This window comes from Pseudodesulfovibrio karagichevae (assembly GCF_041414475.1).
In the GTDB taxonomy this organism is placed as follows: domain Bacteria; phylum Desulfobacterota; class Desulfovibrionia; order Desulfovibrionales; family Desulfovibrionaceae; genus Pseudodesulfovibrio; species Pseudodesulfovibrio karagichevae.
On record NZ_JBGLYH010000012.1, the window covers coordinates 1 to 23,524 of the forward strand.

The following is a 23,524-nucleotide window of genomic DNA, read 5'->3' on the forward strand; positions in this document are numbered from 1 at the left end:
AAGGGTTCTTTCCCTCCCTTCCCCCGGACCCCCATCCCTCCCTTTTCCTAAACTTTTTGTGCCGCTTCGCGGGAAGAAAAGGGCGGGGGAGTGATTATTTCTTTTCGAGGCCGAGTTTGGCGACCACCTTGTCGGCGGTCTTGCGGGTGAAGTCCGCTTCGGACAGGGTTTCCTTTTCCTCCGGGGAGATGACCAGTTCCGGCTTGTTGGCCAGGGCCATGTCCGGCTTGACGCCGAACTCGGGCGGGAAGGAATTGTCGAAATACATGTTCTGGAAATCCACAAACTTGAGCTGGTGGGCCGTGGAGTCGAGGATGCACAGTTCGTCCTTGGTGACCAGGCCCAGCTCCAGGGCGCGCTTGGCCCCGGCGAACGACTCGCCGCCCTGGGTGCAGGCGATGTGGCCGTTGCGGTTGGCCTGGATCATGGAGTCCATGATCTGCTGCTCGGTCACCTGGAGGACCTGGAAGGCGCGCTTGCCGCCCACTGCCTCGAATTTCTCGGCAAAGTATTTCACGCGCGGGAAGGACACCGGGTTGCCGATCATGGCCGCCTGGGCCACGGACGCGCTGACCTTCATGGGGTGGTATTCGCGCTCTTTCGGATCGTCCACCGCGTAGTAGCGGTAGACCGGGTCCGCGTGGTGGGACTGCACGCCGAAGATGCGCGGCAGTTCGGAGATGATGCCCAGGTCGTACAGCTTCAGGAAACCGGCCATGATCGCGGTGATGTTGCCCGCGTTGCCGATGGGCACGAAGATGCATTTGCCGGACATGTCCCAGTCGTACCACTGGGCGCACTCGAAGGCGTAGGACTCCTGGCCCAGGATGCGCCAGGCGTTCTTGGAGTTGAGCAGGGCCACGCGGTAGTTGTCGGCCAGGTGCTCGACCACCTTCATGCAGTCGTCGAACACGCCGGGCACTTCCAGGACCACGGCCCCGGAGCCGAGGGGCTGGGCCAGCTGGGCCGAGGTGACCTTGCCGTGGGGCAGGATGACCACGGACTTGATGGCACCGCCCGCGTAGGAGGCGTAGAGCGCGGCTGCGGCCGAGGTGTCGCCGGTGGAGGCGCAGACCGTCAGGATCTGGTCCCAGCCGTGGCGGCGGATCAGCGAGCGCAGGTAGGAGAAGCCGCAGGCCATGCCACGGTCCTTGAACGAGGCCGACGGGTTCTGGCCGTCGTTCTTGTAGGCCGTGGTCAGCCCGGTGGCCGCGTTCAGCGCCGGGCTGGAGGCCACCAGCGGAGTGTTGCCCTCGCCGAGGTAGACGATGTCCTCCTCCTCGAGCACCGGGGCCATGAGCTCGTAGAAGCGGAATATGCCGCGCAGGGCGGTCTTCTTGGAGGCCGCGCGCCGGTCGAAGATGGCCCGCCACTCCTCGCCGGAGGTCTTCTTCAGCTCATCGAAATTCAGGTTGTCGAGCAGGAACACGCCGCCGCAGTCGGGGCAGGTGTAATACAGCTCGTCCGTGGGGAATCGCTTGCCGCAGCCCAGGCAGAAGTATTCCATGTGGCCGCGGTAGGAGGGAAAAAGATCGGCAGTCATTGTCTCACCCGATGGGAATAAGGTTCTCTCGTCACACTCGCCTCGAAAGGGACCAAAGGTTCGCTTAAAAGGTAGTGTATGGCAAGTCAAAATTGTGTAGTCTGGCCTCGCAAACAACGGGGAGACGGGCCTTTTCCGGCCCGGCCCGTATCGGAGATTCATCGCATGAAAAAGAAAACCATATCCCTGGTCCTGGGCAGCGGCGGGGCTCGCGGGCTCGCGCACATCGGGGTCATCCGCTGGCTCGAGGAACACAACTGCGCCATCAAGTCCATCGCGGGCTGCTCCATGGGCGCGCTGGTCGGCGGCATCCACGCCATCGGCAAGCTCGACGAGTACGAACAGTGGGCCCGGGGCATCACCAAACGGGACATGCTCGCCCTGATGGACCTGTCGTTTGGCATGGATGGGCTGATCAAGGGCGACCGGCTCATCGACACCCTGCGCAACGTGGTCGGCGAGGAGCGCATCGAGAACCTGCCTATCAGCTTCACGGCCGTGGCCGCGAACATCTCCCGGCGCAAGGAGGTCTGGATCCGCAAGGGGCCGCTCTTCGACGCCATCAAGGCGTCCATCGCCCTGCCGCTCATCTTCAAGCCCGTGGTCGTGGACGGCGAGGACATCATCGACGGCGGCATCCTCAACCCCGTACCCATCGCCCCGACCTTCGGCGACCAGACCGATTTCACCATCGCCGTGAACCTGTGCGCGCCCCCGGTCAAGGGGGCCGAAATCAAGGCCGACAAGCACAACGGCGACGAGAACGGCTCCGGGGTGTCCCACGCCGTGACCGAGTTCATCGGCTCCGTGACCGACAAGATCGCCCAGAAGCGCAAGGACATCCGCGCCTACGACATCCTCTACAAGTCCTTCGACGCCATGCAGGGCTCCATTGCCCGGCAGAAGATCGCGGCCTACCCGCCCGACGCGGTTCTGGAAATCCCCATCAACCTGTCCAGCCTGCTGGACTTCGACAAGGCCGCCCCGCTCATCGAGCACGGCTACAACCTGGCCGAAGAGCGGCTGCCCAAGGTCTTCACGTCGAGATAGCCCGCAGGCATCGGGCCCGATGATGGCCCGTATCGGGAATTTCCGATTGTCCGCTCGACGTACCCGCGTCATGCTGTACCCTCCAACAAACAAGGAGACAGTCATGATCGAGACGCAGATGGAATTAAGGGACGCCAACGAGGCCAATGCGGCCGCCTTCAAGAAGCTCATGCCCGAGGTGGCCGAGCCCTATGACGAGTTGAACCGCGAGGTCTACAAGGACGGAGCGGTCAGCGGTAAGCACAAGCGGCTCATGGCCCTGGCCGCCTCCTTGTGCATCGGCTGCCGGGCGTGCATCCTGTTTCAGATGGAACAGGCCCTGGAACTGGGGGCCACGGTGGACGAGATTCTGGAGACCTGTTCTGTGACCCTGGCCCTGCGCGGGACCACGGGCATGGGCGAGACCACGAGGGTCATGGCTTATCTGCGGGAGCGTGGGCTTCTGCCCGAATAGTACGGAAGGGCCGGGGTGCGGACATGGTTCCGCCTCCGGTCCGGTTCGGCGGGCTCAGGGCCAGACGCGCGGAATGGACAGGATGACCATGGTCGCGCCGATGGCGGTCTTGACCGTGAAGCCCAGCGCCTTGCCCACGAACGCGCCCTTGGCCGCGCGCATGGCCTCGGGCCGGGTGCGGCCGGGCGACTCGGCGAGGAAGCAGCCGAGCCAGGCCCCCGCCAGGGCCCCTATGAGGGCGCCCAGGCCCAGGAAGAAGGGCGCGCCGAAGATCGCCCCGGCAACCGCGCCGACAATGCCGCCCACGTTGCCGCGCGCGGACGCGCCGTAGCGGCCCGCGCCCCAGGCCTGCAGGCCGAACTCCAGGGCCTCGCCCGCGGCAGCGGCCACGGCGAAGACGATGACGAAGTTCCAGGTCATGGACTCGGGGTAGATGTACTTCCACAGGGCCACCAGGGCCAGCGCCACCCAGTTGGCGGGCATGCTGAAGATCTGGAGGACCTGGGAGAGCATCAGCCCCAGGATGAGCAGAACGGCCCAGACGTATTCCATGTGCCGGTCCTACTCCTTGCCGCGCAGGTCGACCACGCGGACGGCCTTGCCATCGGCCTTGGGGATGGATTCCGACTGGCACAGCTCCACGCGCGGGGTGACCAGGATTTCCGAGCACAGATTCTTGGCGATGCGCTTCTGCAAGCCCTGCAGGGCGCGCATGTCTTCCACGAAGAATTCGTCCTTGATCTCCACCTTGACGCGCATCTGGTCGGACACGCCCTCGCGGATGAGCTCGATGAGGTAGTTCTGGCCCACCTCGGGCATGGCCATGAGGCACTGCTCGATCTGCATGGGGTAGATGTTCACGCCCTTGAGGATCATCATGTCGTCGGCCCGGCCGGTGATGCGGTCGATGCGTCGGTGGGTGCGGCCGCACTCGCACTGGCCCGGGATGAACCGGGTCAGATCGCGGGTCCGGTAGCGGATGATCGGCATGCCTTCGCGCCGCAGGGTGGTCATGACCAGCTCGCCGATCTCGCCCTCGGCCACGTGCTCCCCGGTCTCGGGGTTGATGATCTCGGCGATGTAGGCGTCCTCCCACAGGTGCATGCCCTGCTGGTGCACGCACTCGAAGGCCACGCCGGGGCCGTTCATCTCCGAAAGGCCATAGGAGTTGTACGCCTTGATGTGCATGAGCTCCTCGATCTTGGCCCGGGCCTGCTCGGTGTGAGGCTCGGCCCCGATGAGCGCAATGCGCCACGGCATGTCCTCGGGGGCGTATCCGGCCTCGCGGACCTTTTGTGCGAAATACAGGGCGAAGGACGGGATGATGTGCAGGACCGTGACCTGGTGGTCGAGGATCATCTTGATCTGGCGCCTGGTGTTGCCCGCGCCCGCCGGAATGGTCAGCATGCCCAGCCGTTCGGAGCCGTAGTGGATGCCCAACCCCCCGGTGAACAACCCGTAGCCCGAGGTGTTCTGCAGCACGTCGGACCGGCGGCAGCCGCAGCAGTACATGGACCGGGCCATGAGGTCGGCCCAGGTGTCCAGGTCCTTCTGGGTGTAGAATATGGCTACCGGGGTGCCGGTGGTGCCGCTGGAGGCGTGCAGGCGCACGAAGTCGTCCAGGGGCCGGGCCAGCAGCCCGTGGGGGTACTGGCTGCGCAGGTCGTCCTTGGTGGTGAAGGGCAGCTTGACCACGTCGGCCGGGGTCCTGATTTCGTCCGGGTCGAAGCCCTTGAGGCGCTCGGCGTAGAAGGGGGAGCGCCTGGCGATGTCGATGGTCTCTCTGAGGCGCTCGGCCTGGAGCTGTTCCAGGGCGACGCGGTCCATGGCTTCAACCGGATCGTAATACATAGCTGTCCCGCAGGCTTGAAAAGTTAGTCGGAGTCCTGGTGGAATCCCTCGGGCAGCTCCGAGGGATAGGCAGTGGCGTCCATGTTCTCGAACAGGGTGTATTCCTTCTTGAAGAAGAGCTCGCACCGCCCGGTGGGGCCGTTGCGCTGCTTGCCGATGATGACTTCCGCGTGGTTCTTGAGCGGGTTGTCCTCGCTCTTGTTGTACGCGGCGTCGCGGTAGAGAAAGATGATGATGTCCGCGTCCTGCTCGATGGCGCCGGACTCGCGCAGGTCCGACATCATGGGCCGCTTGTCCGTGCGCTCCTCGACCTTGCGGTTGAGCTGGGACAGGGCGATGACCGGCACGTTCAGTTCCTTGGCCAGGGCCTTGAGGTGGCGGGAGATGTCCGAGATCTCCTGTTCGCGGGAGTCCGGGCGGGCGCTGGAGCGCATCAGCTGGAGGTAGTCGATGACGATCAGCCCGAGGTTGTGCTCGGCCTTGAGGCGGCGGCAGCGGGCCTGGAGCTCCAGGGTGGAGAGCGCCGGGGTGTCGTCGATGAAGATCGGGGCCTTGCTGAGCACGTCCGCGCCCTCGTACAGCTTGTTCCAGTCCGAGTCGTCGAGGTAGCCGGTGCGCAGGTTGGACAGCTCCACCTTGCTTTGCACGGCCAGCAGACGGGTCATGAGCTGTTCCATGGACATTTCCAGGGAGAAGATGGCCGTGGGGCATTCGGACCGGGCCGCTGCGCGCAGGGCCACGTTCAGGGCGAAGGCGGTCTTGCCCATGGACGGGCGGCCCGCGATGATGATCAGGTCCGAGTTCTGCAGACCGGCGGTCATGTTGTCGAACTCGTGGTAGTGGGTCTGGATGCCCGTAACCACGGATTTGTTGTTGAACCGGGCGGTCAGTTCGTCGAAGACCTTGGACATCAGCTGTCCGCTGGACTGCATGCCGCGCATTTCCTTGGATTGCGCGATGCGGAAAATTTCCTTTTCGGATTCGTCCAGGACCTCGCCCACGTCGGCGGAGGAAAAGCAGTTGGAGATGATCCCGCTGGAGATGTCTATGAGCTCGCGCAGAATGCACTTGTCGCGGACGATCTGGGCGTGGTGCAGGGCGTTGGACGCGCTGACCACGGAGTCGGACAGTTCGGCCAGGTAGACCGGCCCGCCCGCCGTGTCCAGGGTGCCGTTCTTGGCCAACTGGTTGGCCACGGTGACCACGTCTATGGGCTGGTGGTCGTCGTAGAGCTGGGTGAAGGCCTTGAAGATGTCCCGGTGGACGGGAGAATAGAAATCGTCTGGACCTATGATGTCCACCAGCTGGTGGAACATGGACTCGGACTGGAACACGCCGCCGAGGACGGCCTGTTCGGCTTCGAAAGAGTGGGGGGGGACCTTGCGTAGGAGATCGGAAGAGGCCCTGTCCAGGGCCTCTTCCGGATTATCTGCGTATTGGCCTGATTTAGGCCTCTTCGGTTTCGGCGTCGACATTCTCTACGGATTCCTCGACGGCCTCGGCCACTTCTTCGGTTTCTTCGATCTCCTCGACGACGGGGCCGCCGTGACGGACGACGGAGAGCTTCAGCACGCCGTGCACGTCCGGGTGCAGGCGGATCTCGATGTCGTACTCACCCAGGGAGCGGATGGGCTCGGGCAGGATGATCTTGCGGCGATCGATCTCGATGCCGACGGCTTCCATGGCGTCACCGATGTTGGAGGTGGTCACGGAGCCGTACAGCTTGTCGCCGTCGCCCACGCGCACTTCGATCTCGATGGGTGCGGAAGCGATGCGATCGGCCAGACCCTCGGCCTGGGCGCGCAGGGAGTCGGCATGTTCCTGCAGCTTGCGGCGTTCCAGTTCGAAGGCTTTCAGGTTGGCGGTGGTAGCTGGCTTGGCCAGTCCCTGAGGAATCAGGTAGTTGCGGCCGTAACCGGGCTTGACGGTAACGATGTCTCCGAGTCGACCCAGTGCGTCGACGTCAGCGCGTAAGATAAGTTTCATGGGTCCTCCCTCCTACATGGAGCTCCGTTTCTTCACATCAGTGCTGTGAACGGTGGTGTAGAAAAGCAGGGCCATCTGACGGGCGCGCTTGATTTCATTGGTCAACCGGCGCTGGTGCTTGGCACAGGTGCCGGTGATGCGCCGCGCGATGATCTTGCCACGCTCGGTGACGAAGTCGCGCAGGATGTCCGGGCGCTTGTAGTCCAGGGGCAGCTCTGCATCCGCGCAGAAGCGGCAGAACTTCTTCCTCGGGGTGAATTTTTTGCGGAAAGCCATGGTGAAACCTCCTAGGCAGCCAGTTTGACGGTCATGAACTTGAAGATGCCGTCGGTGATGCGGATGTTGCGCTCGAGTTCGGCAACCAGCGCGCCGGGGGCGTCGTACACCAGGCGAACGTAGTATCCACGGGTCTGCTTCTGGACGGGGTAGGCCAGCTGGCGCATGCCCCAGTCGTCGGTCTCAACCATCTTGCCGCCCTCGCGGTCCACGATGCCGGTCAGAGTGTCCAGGATGGTGGTCCTGTCCTCTGCAGCCAGCTCCGGGGAGAGCAGAACGAGCGTCTCGTAATTGTTTGCCATTTCATACTCCTTTTGGTCATTGGCCCTCCTCCACCTGGGGGAGAGCAAGGCAAGAGGGGTTACATATTGGGAATCGGTCCGCCTGTCAAGAGGCGGCCCGGGTCCCGAACCCTCTATTTCTTATCCTTGTCGTCGGGCGGCGTCCAGCCGCATTGGTTCGACGGACCTCAACCGCCGCCGAACTTGCCACGCAGGAACCGGCCTATGGCCAGGCCCACGACAACCAGGGCAATGAGTTGCAGCCATTCGGGCATGAGCCCTCCTTAGACCTTCAGGTCCTCTCCGGTCAGGAGCTTGTAGGCTTCGAGGTATTTCTCGCGGGTGCGCGCGGCGATGTCTTCGGGCACGTGCGGCGCGGGCGGCTGCTTGTTGAAGCCGATCTCCAGCAGCCAGTCGCGGAAGTATTGCTTGTCGAAACTCGGCTGGGATTTGCCGGGCGCGTAGCCTTCTTCGGGCCAGAAGCGGGAGGAGTCCGGGGTCAGGGCCTCGTCGATGAAGAGCAGTTCGCCGTCCAGGATGCCGAACTCGAACTTGGTGTCCGCGATGAGGATGCCGCGCTGTTTGGCATAGTCCCGGGCGCGGGTGTAGATGTCGAGGGCCAGCTTCTCGACCTTGCGCATCATCTCCTCGCCGAGCAGGTCGGCGGCCTTGTCCAGGGTGATGTTCTCGTCGTGCTCGCCCAGGTCCGCCTTGGTGGACGGGGTGAACAGGGCCTTTTCGAGCATCTCGGATTCGCGGAGCCCCTCGGGCAGCTTGTGGCCGCAGACCTCGCCGGTCTTTTGGTAGTCGGACCAGCCCGAGCCGGTGATGAAGCCGCGCACGATGCATTCGATGGGCAGGGGCTTGGCCTTCCTGGCCAGCACCGAGCGGTCCTGCAACTGGTCGCGGTATTTGCGCAGCGGTTCGGGGTAGTCGTCCACATTGGTGGCGATGATGTGGTTGGGGACCAGGTCCTCCATCATCTTCATCCAGAACAGGGTGATCTGGTTGAGGACCTTGCCCTTGTCCTCGATGGGGTCGGGCATGACCACGTCGAAGGCGGAGATGCGGTCGGTGGTCACCAGGAGCAGGGTATCCGCGTCGATCTCGTAGATGTCGCGGACCTTGCCGCGGGAGATGAGCGGGTATTCGGTGATGTTGGTTTCAAGAACGGCAGCCATGATATTCCCTCTATTAATGAATTGTTACTTGTTGCGTTGTTCCACGCTGCGGGCATGTGCTTCGAGTCCTTCCAGCCGGGCCAACCGGGCGATCTTGGCGCCGTGTTCGGCCACGTAGCTCGGGCTGGCGGCGATCACGCTGGATTTTTTGCAGAAGTTCTGCACCGACAGGGCGGAGGAAAAACGGACCGTGCGCAGGGTGGGCAGCACGTGGTTGGGCCCGGCGAAGTAGTCGCCCACGGGCTCCGGCGAGTTGTGGCCCATGAAGATGGCCCCGGCGTGGCGGATGGAGCCGAGCAGGGCCCACGGGTCGCCGACCGCCAGCTCCAGGTGCTCGGGGGCGAGCAGGTTGACCAGTTCGGCTCCGGTCTCGATGTCGGGGACGGTGACGATTGCGCCCCAATCATCCAGGGATTTGCAGGCGATGTCGCAGCGGGGCAGGGCGGCGCATTGGGTGTTCAGTTCCTCGCGGACTTTGGCGGCCAGACCCGCATTCGGGGTGACCAGGATGGACGCGGCCAGGGGGTCGTGCTCGGCCTGGGAGAGCATGTCTGCGGCCAGCCAGGCCGGGGTGGCCGTGTCGTCGGCCAGGATGACGATCTCGGACGGACCGGCCACCATGTCGATGCCCACCTGGCCGATGAGCTGGGATTTGGCCGTGGCCACGAAGATGTTGCCCGGACCGGCCAGCACGTCGCACGGCGCGATGGTCTCGGTGCCGAAGGCCAGGGCCGCGATGGCCCAGGCGGAGCCGGTCAGGAAGATTTCGTCCAGTTCGAGCAGGGCGGCGGTGGCCAGGATGTACGGATTGAGCGTGCCGTCCTTGCGCGGGGGCGAGGTCACGGCGATGGAGCCGACCCCGGCCACCTGCGCCGGGATGGCGTTCATGATCAGGCTCGAGATGAGCGGGGTTTCGCCGCCCTGGCCGCCGGGAACGTAGAGTCCCACGCGGTCCACGGGCCGGACCATCTGGCCGAGGATGGTACCGTCCTCGGCGGTGACCCACCAGGATTTTTCCTTTTGGTTCAGGTGGAAGTCGCGCACCCGGTGGATGGCTTCCTTCAGTATCTCGACGTCGTCGTTCGGAATCTCGGAGAGGGCGGCGGCTATGGCCGCCTGGGGCACGCGCAGGGCGGCCGCGTCAAAGTCCGGGCAATCGAATTTGCGGGTGTACTCGGCCAGGGCCTCGTCGCCGCGTTCGCGGACGTCGGCCAGGATGTCCCGCACCACGCCGTCCACCTTGGTGTCCGGGTCCTTGCGTTGTTCCAGCCACCGGCCGATGGCGTTCCAGTCGTCCCGGTTCGTGTAAGTCAGATCTCTGCAGTTCATGTCGACCTCAAGAAAGGCGGTTGTCTTATTGTTCATCCAAAGGAAAATTTTATAGCCGAGCGCCGATCAAAAGTCGAGGGCGGCAAGGCAAAGAAAGAGGGCCGGGGTTTGCACTCCCCGGCCCTCTGGCGTTACTTGGCGGATAAGCTTTTCAGCTTAGGGTTCTAAGCGAGCTTAGAACTTGTAGACAACACCAGTGGCGACCTTCCAAGCGTCGTTGTCGACGGTGGAACCCCAGACGTCTTCGTCGAAGTCGGAGTTGATGTAGCCCAGCTGGCCGTACAGGGTCAGCTCGTCGTACACGGCGTAAGCGGTGTTGAAGTCAACTTCCCACAGGGAGTCGTCTTCGGTCAGGTAGCTGCCGAGGGTGCCGAGGTTGACGGTGTCATCCTTATCGTTGGTGCCCTTGACGTACAGGACGTGGAAGTCGTGGGTCAGGCCCTGAGCGAAGGACTGGATGTCGGTCAGAGACAGGCCAACGGTCCAGAAGCCCATGGGGGTGTCGCCACCGTTGATATCGTCGGAGGTGATGGAACCACCGCCGAAGAAGAAGGAACCGACAGCCCAGTCGCCGTTCAGGATGGGCATCTGCTCCTGGCCATTGGTGGAGTCGTCGTCGTTACCAGTGGTGTAGGCGAAGAAGGCGGACACGGTCATGAAGTCAAAACCGGTGTAGTCCAGGCCCAGGTCGAACAACCAGCCGGAAGCGTCGTTGGCGCGGGTGTCGGCGTCGAGCTTGCCATAGTTCACGTCAGCCTTGATGATGAAGGGATCGAACAGGGACATGGTGAAGTTGGTACCAGTCCAGTAAGCGGAGATCTCTTCGCCAGCGGCGAGGTAGTTCTGACCACCGTTGCCGTACAGGAAGAACGGAGTGGCGGAAACGCCTTCGAAGGACAGGGGCAGGGCCAGCAGGTAGCCGTCCAGGAAGTCCTCACCAAAGGTGCTGGCGTTCAGCGCGTTGCCGGTGGTGTTGTTGTCGTTCCACAGGCGGGTGTAACCGGCCAGCACGGAGACGTTGTCGGTAACCGGAGTGGAGACCATGACGGCGCCAGCGCGCTCGGCCACGATCATGGAAGCGGAACCAACGGACTGCGGCAGGGCGATGGTGTAGACACCGGCCTTGACGTTGACGTCGGTACCGGGCCAGTTGAAGTCGATGTAAGCGTCACGGATGTTCAGCTGAGCGCGGTCACGACCGCCGGGACGATCCAGACCCAAGTCGGCGTCACCCCAGCTGTCCTTGTCGGAACGCAGGCCGAGGACACCTTTCAGGTTCTCGTTGGCGGTGACGGTGAAGTACAGGTCGGCACGCTGGACGATGTCCATCGCGGCGCCGTTGTTGGTACCATCACGGAAATCCCAGTTGTTCATCCAGACGGCGTTCACGAGGAGGTTACCGGAGATGGAAACCTCGGGAGCCGCGGAAGCGGACACAGCCATGCCCAGGACCAGAACCAGGGCGGCTGCGAGCAGAGACAAACGTTTCATTTGTTTTCTTCCTTTTTTTGCAGTTAAAGACCAAGTTAACGCCTAAACTGCATCCCGTTTATCGCAGGTCAGGTGGTTTGGCAAGGTTTTTTGGGCAAAATTATAGCAATGGTAAAAATTTTTTTACCGACCAAAAAATTGAACTTTAGGGAGTGCCGTTTTCATATTAAACTCTATTAATTTGAATAGTTATATGTATAAAGCGCAAGAGTGATTTGTGGCCGAAAATCCCGTATAGTCCTTTCCGACGCAAATTATGTTGAAAAAAGACCTCACCGACATGGACACCGAGTACAAATTTTTTGCCGACCGTTTTCCGGATACCCCGGGCGTCTATCTAATGAAAGATGGACGCGGCCGGATCCTGTATGTGGGCAAGGCCAAGAAGCTGCGCCGCAGGCTGGCCTCCTATTTCCGCAACCCGGCCGGGCAGACCCCCAAGACCCGCGCCCTGGTCGCCCGCATCCGGCACATCGACACCCTGCTCACGGCCACGGAGAAGGAGGCCCTGCTCCTGGAGTCCGGGCTGATCAAGAAGCACCGTCCGCGCTACAACGTGGTTCTCAAGGACGACAAGCAGTACGTCCTCTTCCGCCTGGACCGCCAGAACGAGTTCCCGCGCCTGTCCATGACCCGCAAGGTGGTCCGCGACGGCTCGGTCTACTTCGGCCCGTTCACCTCGGCCACGGCGGCGCGTACGGTCTGGAAGCTGCTCGGCAAGGTCTTTCCCCTGCGCAAGTGCAAGGACACCGCCTTCCGCAACCGGGTGCGCCCTTGCCTGTACCATGACATCGGCCAGTGCTGGGCCCCGTGCGTCAAGGACGTGGACCGCGATGCCTACGCCGAGATGGTCCACCGGGTGGAGATGCTCCTGTCCGGCCGTAGCCTGGAGCTGGTCGACGACCTGACCCGCCAGATGAAGGCGGCCTCGAGGGACATGGAGTTCGAGCGGGCCGCCGAGTTCCGCGACCAGATCCGGGCGGTGAGGAAGACCGTGGAAGGGCAGGCCGCCGTGATCCACGACAACCGCGACCGCGACATCGTCGGCATCGCCGAGAACGGCCAGGGGCTCGGCCTCGGGCTGCTCTTCGTGCGCCAGGGGCGGCTGCTCGACCAGAAACAGTTCTTCTGGCCCGGCCTGACCCTGGAGGAGGGACCGGAGGTGGTCGAGAGCTTCATCGGCCAGTTTTACGGTCCGGGACGGTTCATCCCGTCCACCCTGGTCGTGCCCATGGACCTGGAGGAATCTCCGCTACCCGAGGTTCTGGCCGAGCGCGCGGGGCGCAACGTGCATATCGTCGTGCCCCGCAACACCCAGGAGAAGCAGCTTCTCGGCATCGCCCGCAACGTGGCGGCGCGGTCCATGGAGGTCCGCGAGACCATCACCTCCCGGCTGCAGAAGGTCCTGCGCCTGCCCGAGGAGCCCGTGCGCATCGAGTGCGTGGACGCCTCCCACCTGGGCGGTCGGGACATGCGCGTGGGCCAGGTGGTCTTCGAGGACGGGCGGCGCAACCCCGATGCCTCGCGGGTGTACGCCTTCCCCGACCTGGAGGGGGCGGGCGACGACTACGCCGCCCTGGCCGGATGGGCGCGGCGGCGCATGGAGTCCGGCCCGCCGTGGCCGGACCTGGTGCTCATCGACGGAGGCCGGGGCCAGATATCGGCCGTGGAAAAGGGGCTGGCCGAGTGCACCGAGGAGTGCGGCTGGGAGCTGGCCTCCATCGCCAAGGGCGAGACCCGGCGCGCGGGCGAGCTCGGCGACCTGATCTTCCGGCCCGGACGCAAGAACCCCATGCCGCTCAAGCCCGGCAGCCCGGAACTGCTCTTTCTGCAGAAGATCCGCGACGCGGCCCACCGCTTCGTCCTGGGCAGGCAGCGGAAGGCGCGCAAGAAGGCGGTTCTGAGCAGCGAGTTGACCTCCCTGCCCGGCATCGGCCCCAAGACGGCGCGCATCCTCTGGGACCGTTTCGAATCCCTGGACGACATGCTCGAGGCCGGGCCCCAGGCCATCGGCGCGCTGTCGGGCATCGGCCCCAAGCGGGCGGACAAGATTCACGCCGCTCTCCAGGCCTTGAAGACGTCGCGGGAATCCTGATCAGGCGGGTTGAAACGCGGCGGAAATGCCGTATGCTGAACGAAACGGCCATCGGCCCCACCTGTTCACCTCATTCACCCGGAGATATCCCATGCACGACATCGCCATTCCCGACATCACCCTGAACGACGGCCGGACCATGCCCGCCCTGGGGCTGGGCACATACAGGCTCAACGGCTCGGCCGGAGTGGAGGCCCTGGTGCGCGGCGTCGAGGCCGGGTACCGGCTCCTGGACTCGGCCTTCAACTATGAGAACGAGGGCGCGCTGGGCCGGGCCGTGCGCCGGGCGTCCGTTCCCCGCGAGGAGCTGTTTCTGGTCTCCAAGCTGCCGGGCCGCCACCAGCGGCGCGAGGAGGCCCTGCGCACCGTGGAGGAATCCCTGTACCGGGCCGGGCTCGACTACTGGGACCTCTATCTCATCCACTGGCCCAACCCGAGGCAAGGGCTGTACGTCGAGGCGTGGCGGACCTTGCTGGAGGCCAGGGAGCGCGGGCTGATCCGCTCGGCGGGCGTGTGCAACTTCCTGCCCGAGTACCTGGACACCCTGGTCCGGGAGACCGGCGTGGCCCCGGTGGTCAACCAGGTGGAGCTGCATCCCTATTTTTCGCAGAAGGAGCAGGTCGCCTACGACCGCAGGCACGGTATCGTCACCCAGGCGTGGAGTCCGCTGGCCAGGACGATCCATATCATGAAGGAGAAGGCCCTGCTCGAGATCGCCGGAACGACAGGCAAGACCGTGTCGCAGGTCATCCTGCGCTGGCACGTCCAGTCCGGCACGGTGCCCCTGCCCAAGTCCGCCTCGCCCGAGCGACAGGCGGAGAACATGAACGTCTTCAATTTCGAGCTGTGCGACGCGGACATGGCGACCATCGACGCGCTGGCGCGTCCGGACGGCCGCCTGAAGGGGCAGGACCCGGCGGTCTACGAGGAGTACTAGGCCGCTAGATGGTCATGGGCTCGCCGATGGCGAGCTCGATCATCTCGGTGTCCGGGGCCACCAGGGCGAGTTGCTCGGCCATGGACCGGGTGTTCTGCTCCAGGATGCCCCAGGTTCCCCAGTGCTGCGGGATGAGCTTCTTGCACTTGAGCAGCTTGCAGGCGTAGGCCGCCTGCCTCGCGTCCATGGTGAACCGGCCGCCGATGGGCAGGATGGCCACGTCGATGGCGTGGAATTTCCCGATCAGCTCCATGTCGCCGAACAGGCCGGTGTCGCCCGAGTCGTAGACGCACAGGCCGCCCGGCTCGGTGATGACGAAGCCCGCCGGGAAACCGGTGGACGAGGAGTGCACGGCCTGGACCATCTGGATGTCCAGCCCCCTGCGGGTGACCGTGCCGCCGATGTTCATGCCCACGCCCAGATGCTCGGGCAATCCCTGTTTCATCAGGTTCTGGATGACGTCGAACATGGCCACCACCTCGGCGTCGTGCTTGACCGCCAGCTCCAGGGTCTGGCCGATGTGGTCGTGGTGGTCGTGGGTCACCAGGATGAGGTTGCACTCGTCCACGTCCTTGTAGGAACTGGGCGCGCTGGGGTTGCCCACGAAGAACGGGTCGATGAATAGGGTGGCGTCGGCGGCCTTGATTCTGAAATTCGCGTGGCCGAACCAGGTAATCTCCATGGCGTTTCTCCTACTCTCCCCACCGCCTGAACAGGGCATGGGGGATGTCCAGTTGGTCGAGGACCTTGCCGGCCACCTGGTCGGTCAGGTCCGCAATGGTTGCCGGGCGATGGTAGAAGCCCGGGCATGCCGGTAGAATGACGGCTCCGGCTTGGGTCGCCGTGAGCATGTTGTGCAGATGGATGGTGGAGAGCGGGGTCTCGCGCGGCACGAGGATCAGCTTCCTGCGTTCCTTGAGGGTCACGTCCGCGGCCCGGTGGATGAGATTGTGGCCGAAGCCGGTGGCCACGGCGGACAGGGTGGCCATGGAGCAGGGGCAGATGATCATGCCGTCGTGCTTCCACGAGCCGCTGGCGGGCGGTGCGGCGATGTCGTCGGCGGCGTGTACCGTGGCCCCGCGGGTCAGGTCCCCGGGCGCGAGGTCGGTTTCGAGCGCCAGCACCTTTTTCGCGGCGTCGGAGATGATGACGTGCAGGTCCACGTCGTCGTGATCGGCGAGCCCCTTGATCAGGGATGCGGCGTACAGGCTGCCGCTCGCGCCGCTGACCGCCAGGATGATGCGTTTAGGTTCCATGTGTTCTCCCGCCCGGCTGATACCTGAGCGTATAGACTTTTTTTAGACTTTTTTGCAAGAAAAAACCGCCAGACGCGGTCCCTCGTCCCTTGTTTCATCTTTGCGGTTGATAGTATAGCCTTGACAAAGGAGTAGGGGAAGTATAGCTACTTTCTTCCCGTGGGCTATTAGCTCAGTTGGATAGAGTGCTTGCCTCCGGAGCAAGAGGTCGCAGGTTCGAATCCTGCATAGCCCACCATAGAAATCAAGGACCTGCGCGATCATTTCGCGTCGGTCCTTTTTCTTTTTTTATACCCCATTTCCAGCTTGTCCGTTTGTCGATGTCCATGGCGTTTGCCAAATGAAAAGGCGTTTCGGTTTTGTCCGAAACGCCTTTTCAACTGGGTGAGCATCCTATTCATCGAATCTTTGGGATGTCGATCTTTTTGAATTCGATATGCGGTGAAAACCTTTTCCCAATCCGTTTCCTGATGCTGTTGATGAATTTGTGCTTCAGGTACGGCCAGCGTGCGGTCCTGTCTCCGGCATGGAATCGATCCTGGTACCCTCTCATCTTTATGGCGTTGAATGTTCCCGGATCCATGTCGACCAGGGATTCAAACCAGATCTTGTTGAGCACACCAGGAAGCAGCTCCAGTTCGCCCTCCCTGAAGGTGTCCTTCTCAAAGGGCTTGAGGGTCTGATCGAATAAGGGACCTTCTTCGCCGAGATATTCACGGGCGATGAAGTCGTTCCCTTGCCTGTGGTACTCCATGATGGCCTTTTGCTCTTCCACGGTGAAGATGGGCCGTTTCTTCGTGAAACCCATGGTCTCGTTGAGCGCGAGGAGGGCCCGTTGGCATGTGGATTTCTCGAAGTACAAGGGCGCTGACATGACTTTGCGGGTGTTTTCAAGCAGCTCGGTAAACCGCTGATCCAGGCTGTCGTTGCTCCACGCCGGGAAGCGGGAGAATTCCTCAGTGAAGGGGATCCCCAGGGCTTCGAGAAAGTCGGCAAAAATGCTGCCGCCCACGAAACGTCTTGGTTCGTACCTCCTGACGATGATGTTCTCCTTGCCGAACATGTCGGCCAGGGCGGTCAGCCAGGTCTTGTATTCATATAGGGAGGCGGATGCCCGCGGGCTGAATTCGTTGAAGGACGAGGGGAACTCTATCCATTTGAACTCCGTGTTCGTCAGGCCTTGGTGACGCAGAAAGTTGACCAGGGATTCGAGATGCCGGTCCTGTCGTCTGAGATACACGATAATCGTGAAGTCCTGAGATGGATATCGTTCCTTGATCCCCAGCCGGCTCGGATCCGAGGCGAACAATGAGGAAATGCTTTCATCGCTGATCAGAAGCGTTTTTCTGCTCCCTATATGGGAATCAATGAATCGTATGGCTTCTTCATTTTCCCATTTCCCGCTCGCCCAGGCGTCGCAATAACGTTCGGGGTAATACTCAACGCCGTGTTTTTGCAGGGCGGAACTGTTCAGTTCGCAAAAGTGCTGGAGTGCCGTGGAGCCGGTTTTGGGCATCCCTATGTGGAGGACTATTCTTTCTTTCATGTGGTTGCTTGTAAGATTCTGACTGTGTTTTCGGCTATTCCAGCCGGGTTTTATCGAGGAGAAAACCGACAACTTTGTCCACGCATTCCTCGACGGTTTCCCTGTCGGTGCGCAGGCGAAGTGCCGGGGCCAGGGGGGCTTCATAGGGACTGCTCACACCCGTGTAGTTCGGGATGACTCCTTCTTTCGCCAACTTGTAATATCCTTTGACGTCTCGGGCTTCACATCCCTCGATGGGGCAGTCGACATGGATGAGGTGGAAGTCGCCCGGGCCGTAGGCGTTCATGAGTTGCTGCTGGATTTCGTGGGTCGGCGTGATGAACGACGCCAGGCAAATGGTTCCGGCGTCCATGAACAGCTTGGTCATTTCGCAGATGCGGCGGATGCTTTCCTTCCTGTCCTCCGCACTGAAAGACAGGTCCTCGCACAGTCCGGTGCGGACATTGTCGCCGTCAAATGTGTAGACCTGCGCGCCGATATCGAAGAGGCGCTCCTCGACCTTGTGGGCTATGGTTGATTTCCCTGCTCCCGAGAGTCCGGAAAACCAGAGGGTCGTGGCGCGAAACATATTTCTTTTTTCCCTGTCGCTACGACAGAGATTGCCTCGATATTTACAGATGTGTCTTTGCGAGGGCATGGCTGTAACGGTCTTATCCAATGTATCTATTCGATTGGTTGTGTCCGGTTGAATGAGCAACAGTAAGTGTCCTTTATGACTGCCAGGCATTGTCATGCGCTCCCTGAGGGTCCCTCTCGGGAGAGAGCGACGGACGAGTGAATGCGCGGCCGTCCGGCTTGAAGTGTGGTGAACTTAGCACACGAAAAAGAAAGGTCAATCGCCTTTAGTCTATAAAAACGGTGGGATATGCAGTATCATATTTGATTTCCATTTGGCCGATCAGAGATGGCTATAGTGTAATTTTTGAGGGCGGTTACCGACGGGCTTTTCAAAAATCTCGCCTAATCGGTTGCCTTCTTATATATCCGACGAAAGGGGCATTAGGTCACATTTCAAAAGCTTTCTTGAGGATAAAGTAGCCAATCTGGCTCGGTCTCAACGGGGTGATGAAGAGCGTTTGAATCGGCGGATGTCCTCGCTGATATCGATCAATTCTGTCGTCTTCCAGGCATAGCAGGGGGGATACGGAATGGGTATATGAGCGCAAGTCTGACGGGGGCGGCGATCTTCACGCCATTGCCGTGAATATCCGATATCCGGCCCCCGGAATTCCGCATGGCCCGCCACGCAAAAAAAAGCCCCCGCACAAGTGCGGGGGCTTTTTTTGCTATGCCCCTTCGTCGTCCGTTTCCGGGAGCCAGGGGATGAACTTGCGGTCCTCGTGCATGATGTGGTTGGTCAGCCAGCGGCTGAGGAAGATGAAGATCTGGGAGAGGTTGGTCTTGACGAACATGTCGCGCCGGAAGTCGTCCACCTTGTCCGAGAAGGTGCGGTGCTGTTCGGCGTGGGCTTCGCTGTCGGGGTAGTTGCGGCTGCGCAAGACCGCTTCCTCTGCCCGGAAATGGACCTCGGAATAGTCCCGCATCTTGTCGATGAGCGAGGCCATGAGCGGTTCGTCGTGGCGCTGGATGGCCTCATAGGCCTCGTTGATCAGGTCGATGAGTTCCCTGTGCTGGTCGTCCAGCTCGTCCATGCCGACGGACATGGTCTCGTCCCATTGAATGAGGGGCATCGCTATCCTCCGAACGCGGGTTTGAGTACTCGGGGGAGACTAGCAGATACCCGCTAAATGACAAGGCGGGAATGGCCGTGGACAGAGTGCCGCGATTTCCGCGGGTTGGCCCCGGCCGTGTGTCCGCCGCGTGATCTATCAGCAGGGCCCGCACAGATTATAATACAAAAAATGCCGCCTCCGTGCTTACAGGCAATACTGAGATCATACCCGGTTCGGAGGATTGAACAATGCGGAAAATGTTAACGATGTCAAACAACTGCCAGGAATGCGTCTTCCATCACAAGAAGTGCATTCTCGGGCACCAACGCCCCTGGAACGCCGCGACCTGCGACGATTATCAACCCTATTGCCTGGTGTGCAACTTCCCCGATGAGTTCTGCAACACCTGCCGCAACCTCGCCTCGCGCTGGATGAAGCCGTTGGACGAGGAGCTGCAGCCGGGCTACCGCCATCTGTCCCCGGCGCGGTACGCCTGCGTCTGGGAACCTCCCTCGGCCACGAACTAGCCCCCGGCGGCTCCCGCTCCAAGGTTCCCGCGCAGATCGATTCTCCGCTTAACTTTTCCGCCTTTTCCGTCTAGATTGGCTCGCCACAAAGTCAACAAACGGGAACCGCAATGGGATACAGGAACACGCGTGAATGCCTCGATGCCCTCGAGGCACGGGGAGAGCTCGTCCGCATCGACAAGTGCGTGGACGCGAAGCTCGAGATCGGCGCCATCCAGCGCCGGGTCTTCCGGGCCAAGGGCCCGGCACTGCTCTTCGCCAACGTCCGGGGCTGCCGCTTCCCCATGGCCGCCAACCTCTACGGCACGCGGGAGCGCATGCGCTTCATCTTCCGCGACACCCTGGAGACGGTGGAGCGGCTGATGAAGCTGAAACTCGACCCCATGGAGTGCCTGCGCCGCCCGTGGCAATACCTGGGCGCGCCCCGGACCGCCTGGCACACCCTGCCCAGGAAGGTCTCGAACGGACCGGTCATGGCCAACGAGACCGTGGTCTCCAGCCTGCCGGAACTCCAGTCCTGGCCCATGGACGGCGGCCCCTACGTGACCCTGCCCCAGGTCTACACCGAGGACCCGGCCGCGCCGGGCTTCGCCGGGTCCAACCTCGGCATGTACCGCGTCCAGCTGTCGGGCAACGACTACGTCCGCGACAGGGAAGTGGGGCTGCACTACCAGATCCATCGGGGCATCGGCCACCACCACGCAGAGGCCCTGCGCCGGGGCGAGCCGCTCAAGGTCAACATCGCGGTGGGCGGCGCGCCGTCCATGACCCTGGCCGCCATGATGCCCCTGCCCGAGGGGCTGGCCGAGATATTTTTCGCCGGGGCCCTGGGCGGCCACCGCATCTCCATGGTCATGCGGCCGGGCGGGCTGCCCATCCCGGCCGAGGCGGACTTCTGCATCTGCGGCACCGTGGTCCGGGGCGGGGAAAAGCCCGAGGGACCGTTCGGCGACCACCTGGGCTACTACAGCCTGGCCCACGATTTTCCGGTGCTGAAGGTGGACAAGGTGTATCACCGCGACGACGCCATCTGGCCGTTCACCACGGTGGGCCGTCCGCCCCAGGAGGATACCCTGTTCGGCCAGTTCGTCCACGAGCTGACGGCCGAATTGGTGCCGTCGGTCTTCGCGGGCGTGCACGAGGTCCACGCCGTGGACGCGGCCGGGGTGCACCCGCTGCTCCTGGCCGTGGGCAGCGAGCGCTACGTGCCGTACGCGGCCGAGCGCCAGCCCCAGGAGCTGTTGACCAACGCCATGGCACTGCTCGGCAACACCCAGACCTCGCTGTCCAAGTACGTGCTCATCGCGGCCCGCGAGGACCTGCCCCAGGGGTTGGGCTGCCACGACGTGCCGGCGTTCTTCCGGCATCTGCTGGAGCGGGCGGACCTGACCCGAGACCTGCATTTCATCACCCGGACAACCATCGACACCCTGGACTACTCGGGCATCAGCCTGAACCAGGGCTCCAAGCTGATTTTCGCCGTGGCCGGGAGCCGCAAGCGCGAGTTGGGCGCCGAGGTCCCGTCCGGGCTCGACCTGCCGCGCGGCTTCCGCGACCCGAGGGTCTTCGCGCCGGGCATGCTGGTCATCAAGGGACCCAAGCACCAACGCAAGCGGGACCAGCAGGACCCGGCCCTGGAGCGGCTGGGCGAGACGCTGGCCAGGGTCCCCGGCATCGAGGGGTTCCCCCTGATCGTGGTGGCCGACGACGCGCGCTTCACGGCCGAGAACTGGGACAACTTCCTGTGGGTGACCTTCACCCGGTCCGACCCGGCCACGGACATCTACGGCGCGGGCGCGTTTACCCATGCCAAGCATTGGGGCGCGGAAAAGGCCCTGGTCGTGGACGCGAGACTGAAGACCTACCATGCGCCGCCGCTCGAGGACGACCCCGAGGTGGAGAAGCGGGTGGACGAACTGGGCGCCAAGGGCGGCCCGCTGCACGGAATCATCTAACGGAGAACCACATGGACGAAAAAGTCGCACAGGAACTGAAGCTCGCCTTTTCCCTGGACCTCTACGAAACCGTCAAGGCCGCCCGGAAGAACCGGGATGAGCACGTCTTCCGGCACACCATGGCCGAGGAGGGCGGGCAGATGGTCTTCGTGGGCATGTTCCCCAAGAAGGACCTGATGGAGATGCCGAACATGACCGAGGAGTTCGTCTCCCGGCTCCAGACCTTCAACCTGCTCGGGGTGGTCACGGACGGCAAGTCCGGCCTGGACATGTTCTACCTGGGCGGCATGAACAAGCCGTACACCACCCTGAACAACGGCCGGGAACTGGCCAGGACCCTGTCCGACGAGCCGGTTTTCGCCTTCCTGGAGCTGTATTTCAGGATCAAGGGCATGATGCTGGATTTCCGCGTTCTGACCTACGACGAGTTCGTCAAGGCCGTGGAGAGCGAGGTCTTCAAGAACACCTCGTTCGCCCGCATGAGCGAGGCCCAGGAGTTCCTGGCGACCCTGGAGAACTAGCCTTTCGCAGCACGAAAAAAGCGGCCGCGCCCTGTCGGGTGCGGCCGCTTTTCGTTTTTGCGTCGCTATTCCCCCTGCAGGGTCTTCTGGACGGCCATTTCGAGCATGCGCGTGTGCAGCCGGATGGAGATGGTGTCGCTGCGCTCGATGTTTTCGATCAGCTCGCGGAGCTTGTCCACGGATTCGAGGCAGGCGGTGACGATGATCTCCGAGGGGACGATCTGTTTCTTGCGGATCATTTCGAGGACGTTCTCGAGCTTGTGGGCCAGATTCTCGATGGTGTTCAGCTTGAGCAGGTTGGAGCCCGCCTTGACCGAATGGGCGTCGCGAAAGATGGAGTTGATGATCTCGGGGTCGCAATCCTCGCCACAGCTTTCCAAATGCAACAGACCCGACTCGACGGCGTCGAGCCGGTCCGCTGTCTCTTCGAGAAAGATTTCGAGGACCTGGTCGCCTCGCTGGATCAATCCGCACCACCTTCGATGAGTTCGAGCGCCACTTGCGGGATGGTGTGCAGGTCGGGCTTGGATATCTGCATGTCCGCGCCCACCGACTCGCCCTTGTGCCGCAGTTCATTCGTGATGATGGAAGAATACAGGATAACGGGGAGCTTCCGCAAGACCGGATCCTGCTTGATGTTCTTGGTCAGGCTGAATCCGTCCATGAGCGGCATCTCGATGTCGGAGATGACGAGGTCGACGTATTCGGTGATGTCCTTGCCCTCGGCCTCGGCCTTGGCCTTGAGGTCCAGGACGGTGCGCAGGGCCTCGTCGCCGTTGTTGGTGATGATCGGGTGGAAATTGGCTTCGGTCAGGTTGGACTTGATCATGGCCCGGATGGTGGCTGAGTCGTCGGCGACCAGGACCCTGTACTCGTTGGCGGACACGGCCATCTCCACGCCGTCGTCGGGCTCGAACTGGGACAGGATGGTCTCCAGGTCCAGGAGCTGAACGAAGTATTCGCCCTTGTCGATGAGGCCGACGATGGCGTCCGTGTTGGTGGAGATGATGCTCGACGGCGGGATGACCTCGCCCCAGCCCACGCGGTGGATCTCGGTCACGCCCGAGACCAGGAACCCGGTCACGGATTTGCTGAACTCGGTGACGATGACGATGTCCCGCTCGGTCTTGGGCATGTCCAGCTCCAGCCAGACGGACAGATCCAGGACCGGGAGGATGAGGTCGCGCAGGGGGATGGTCCCCATGAACGAGGGGTGGGGGGCCGATTCGGGCGGTTCGAGATTGGGGGTCTCGATGACCTGCATGACCTTGGCCACGTTGATGCCGAAGAAGTTCGGAACAGGGTCCTTTCCTTCCTCGCGGATCTCGTTGATGTAGAACTCGAGTATTTCGAGCTCGTTGGTTCCCGTCTCCAGGAGGATCCCGGTATCTATGGCGCTTTTACTCATATCCCTACTCCCTTATCGGATTGTCTTTCCAGGGTGTCCGTATTCGTTTCCTTACGCTGTCACACCGTTTATGTCCACGCCATTAGATTGATAAGTAAGACATTTATAACGTGTCGGCACGATGCGGAAGTCGAGCCCGCGGGGTTGACGCGGTGGCTCCGCCC

General features: G+C 62.4%; 24 protein-coding genes and 1 tRNA gene. 8 read left to right on the top strand and 17 right to left on the bottom strand.

Annotated features, from left to right (window positions below; genetic code table 11):
• Positions 1–94 precede the first annotated feature (94 nt).
• Positions 95–1,543 (bottom strand): threonine synthase, encoded by a 1,449-nt coding sequence (gene thrC, locus AB6M95_RS06095; protein ID WP_371385852.1) that lies wholly within the window; start codon positions 1,541–1,543, stop codon positions 95–97.
• 165 nt (positions 1,544–1,708) lie between these two features.
• Between thrC and AB6M95_RS06100 the strand changes: the two genes are divergently transcribed.
• Positions 1,709–2,593 carry a patatin-like phospholipase family protein gene (locus AB6M95_RS06100; RefSeq protein ID WP_371385853.1) on the top strand — a complete coding sequence of 295 codons (885 nt, stop codon included), beginning with the start codon at positions 1,709–1,711 and terminating at the stop codon, positions 2,591–2,593.
• A 103-nt stretch (positions 2,594–2,696) separates the two neighbouring features.
• Positions 2,697–3,047 (top strand): carboxymuconolactone decarboxylase family protein, encoded by a 351-nt coding sequence (locus tag AB6M95_RS06105; RefSeq protein ID WP_371385854.1) that lies wholly within the window; start codon positions 2,697–2,699, stop codon positions 3,045–3,047.
• A 54-nt stretch (positions 3,048–3,101) separates the two neighbouring features.
• Here AB6M95_RS06105 and AB6M95_RS06110 read toward each other — a convergent pair whose 3' ends face one another.
• The 9 genes from AB6M95_RS06110 to AB6M95_RS06150 all read right to left on the bottom strand — a co-directional run bounded on the left by AB6M95_RS06110 (position 3,102) and on the right by AB6M95_RS06150 (position 11,442).
• Positions 3,102–3,599: a DUF456 domain-containing protein gene (locus tag AB6M95_RS06110; protein ID WP_371385855.1), complete on the bottom strand. Its 498-nt coding sequence runs from the start codon at positions 3,597–3,599 to the stop codon at positions 3,102–3,104.
• A gap of 9 nt (positions 3,600–3,608) precedes the next feature.
• Positions 3,609–4,898, bottom strand: a complete 1,290-nt coding sequence (locus AB6M95_RS06115) for a phenylacetate--CoA ligase family protein (protein WP_371385856.1) — start codon at positions 4,896–4,898, stop codon at positions 3,609–3,611.
• A gap of 23 nt (positions 4,899–4,921) precedes the next feature.
• Positions 4,922–6,373 (bottom strand): replicative DNA helicase, encoded by a 1,452-nt coding sequence (gene dnaB, locus AB6M95_RS06120; RefSeq protein WP_371385857.1) that lies wholly within the window; start codon positions 6,371–6,373, stop codon positions 4,922–4,924.
• Positions 6,345–6,884 (bottom strand): 50S ribosomal protein L9, encoded by a 540-nt coding sequence (rplI, locus tag AB6M95_RS06125; protein ID WP_371385858.1) that lies wholly within the window; start codon positions 6,882–6,884, stop codon positions 6,345–6,347. Before rplI ends, dnaB begins: the two co-directional genes overlap by 29 nt.
• A 12-nt stretch (positions 6,885–6,896) precedes the next feature.
• On the bottom strand, positions 6,897–7,160 hold the full coding sequence (rpsR, locus tag AB6M95_RS06130; RefSeq protein WP_014321549.1) for a 30S ribosomal protein S18: 264 nt from the start codon (positions 7,158–7,160) through the stop codon (positions 6,897–6,899).
• Between the two features lie 11 nt (positions 7,161–7,171).
• A complete protein-coding gene (gene rpsF / locus AB6M95_RS06135; protein ID WP_014321548.1) occupies positions 7,172–7,462 on the bottom strand; it encodes a 30S ribosomal protein S6 in 291 nt (96 codons plus the stop codon).
• Between the two features lie 263 nt (positions 7,463–7,725).
• The gene (locus AB6M95_RS06140) at positions 7,726–8,622 is read right to left on the bottom strand and encodes a phosphoribosylaminoimidazolesuccinocarboxamide synthase (RefSeq protein ID WP_371385859.1); all 897 of its coding nucleotides are present in this window, start codon (positions 8,620–8,622) and stop codon (positions 7,726–7,728) included.
• Positions 8,623–8,646: 24 nt separating this feature from the next.
• On the bottom strand, positions 8,647–9,951 hold the full coding sequence (gene hisD / locus AB6M95_RS06145) for a histidinol dehydrogenase (RefSeq protein WP_371385860.1): 1,305 nt from the start codon (positions 9,949–9,951) through the stop codon (positions 8,647–8,649).
• A 174-nt stretch (positions 9,952–10,125) separates the two neighbouring features.
• The gene (locus AB6M95_RS06150; RefSeq protein WP_371385861.1) at positions 10,126–11,442 is read right to left on the bottom strand and encodes an outer membrane homotrimeric porin; all 1,317 of its coding nucleotides are present in this window, start codon (positions 11,440–11,442) and stop codon (positions 10,126–10,128) included.
• Between the two features lie 280 nt (positions 11,443–11,722).
• On the opposite strand from AB6M95_RS06150, the gene uvrC reads away from it, so the two are divergent.
• Both uvrC and AB6M95_RS06160 read left to right on the top strand, forming a co-directional pair.
• Positions 11,723–13,537 (top strand): excinuclease ABC subunit UvrC, encoded by a 1,815-nt coding sequence (gene uvrC / locus AB6M95_RS06155; RefSeq protein ID WP_371385925.1) that lies wholly within the window; start codon positions 11,723–11,725, stop codon positions 13,535–13,537.
• Between the two features lie 91 nt (positions 13,538–13,628).
• Positions 13,629–14,474, top strand: coding sequence for an aldo/keto reductase (locus tag AB6M95_RS06160; protein WP_371385862.1), 846 nt, complete (start codon positions 13,629–13,631; stop codon positions 14,472–14,474).
• 4 nt (positions 14,475–14,478) lie between these two features.
• On the opposite strand, the gene AB6M95_RS06165 is transcribed toward AB6M95_RS06160, so the two are convergent.
• Positions 14,479–15,156 carry a metal-dependent hydrolase gene (locus tag AB6M95_RS06165; protein WP_371385863.1) on the bottom strand — a complete coding sequence of 226 codons (678 nt, stop codon included), beginning with the start codon at positions 15,154–15,156 and terminating at the stop codon, positions 14,479–14,481.
• 10 nt (positions 15,157–15,166) lie between these two features.
• A complete protein-coding gene (locus AB6M95_RS06170; RefSeq protein ID WP_503366745.1) occupies positions 15,167–15,751 on the bottom strand; it encodes a UbiX family flavin prenyltransferase in 585 nt (194 codons plus the stop codon).
• Between the two features lie 140 nt (positions 15,752–15,891).
• On the opposite strand from AB6M95_RS06170, the gene AB6M95_RS06175 reads away from it, so the two are divergent.
• A tRNA-Arg gene (locus AB6M95_RS06175) sits at positions 15,892–15,968 on the top strand.
• A gap of 159 nt (positions 15,969–16,127) precedes the next feature.
• Here AB6M95_RS06175 and AB6M95_RS06180 read toward each other — a convergent pair.
• From AB6M95_RS06180 to AB6M95_RS06190, 3 genes are all read right to left on the bottom strand, one after another.
• Positions 16,128–17,276 (bottom strand): hypothetical protein, encoded by a 1,149-nt coding sequence (locus tag AB6M95_RS06180; RefSeq protein WP_371385865.1) that lies wholly within the window; start codon positions 17,274–17,276, stop codon positions 16,128–16,130.
• 34 nt (positions 17,277–17,310) lie between these two features.
• Positions 17,311–17,913, bottom strand: a complete 603-nt coding sequence (cysC, locus tag AB6M95_RS06185) for an adenylyl-sulfate kinase (protein WP_371385926.1) — start codon at positions 17,911–17,913, stop codon at positions 17,311–17,313.
• A 649-nt stretch (positions 17,914–18,562) separates the two neighbouring features.
• The gene (locus AB6M95_RS06190) at positions 18,563–18,967 is read right to left on the bottom strand and encodes a bacteriohemerythrin (protein ID WP_371385866.1); all 405 of its coding nucleotides are present in this window, start codon (positions 18,965–18,967) and stop codon (positions 18,563–18,565) included.
• Positions 18,968–19,215: 248 nt separating this feature from the next.
• Here AB6M95_RS06190 and AB6M95_RS06195 point away from each other — a divergent pair, with 248 nt between their 5' ends.
• The 3 genes from AB6M95_RS06195 to AB6M95_RS06205 all read left to right on the top strand — a co-directional run bounded on the left by AB6M95_RS06195 (position 19,216) and on the right by AB6M95_RS06205 (position 21,952).
• Positions 19,216–19,476: a hypothetical protein gene (locus AB6M95_RS06195; RefSeq protein WP_371385867.1), complete on the top strand. Its 261-nt coding sequence runs from the start codon at positions 19,216–19,218 to the stop codon at positions 19,474–19,476.
• A gap of 110 nt (positions 19,477–19,586) precedes the next feature.
• Positions 19,587–21,431: a UbiD family decarboxylase gene (locus AB6M95_RS06200; RefSeq protein ID WP_371385868.1), complete on the top strand. Its 1,845-nt coding sequence runs from the start codon at positions 19,587–19,589 to the stop codon at positions 21,429–21,431.
• Between the two features lie 11 nt (positions 21,432–21,442).
• The gene (locus tag AB6M95_RS06205; RefSeq protein WP_371385869.1) at positions 21,443–21,952 is read left to right on the top strand and encodes a hypothetical protein; all 510 of its coding nucleotides are present in this window, start codon (positions 21,443–21,445) and stop codon (positions 21,950–21,952) included.
• A 65-nt stretch (positions 21,953–22,017) separates the two neighbouring features.
• Here AB6M95_RS06205 and AB6M95_RS06210 read toward each other — a convergent pair whose 3' ends face one another.
• Complete coding sequence (locus AB6M95_RS06210) at positions 22,018–22,419, bottom strand: Hpt domain-containing protein (protein WP_371385870.1); 402 nt, start codon at positions 22,417–22,419, stop codon at positions 22,018–22,020.
• Positions 22,416–23,360 carry a chemotaxis protein gene (locus AB6M95_RS06215; protein WP_371385871.1) on the bottom strand — a complete coding sequence of 315 codons (945 nt, stop codon included), beginning with the start codon at positions 23,358–23,360 and terminating at the stop codon, positions 22,416–22,418. The genes AB6M95_RS06210 and AB6M95_RS06215 overlap by 4 nt, the downstream gene beginning before the upstream one ends.
• Positions 23,361–23,524 lie beyond the last annotated feature (164 nt).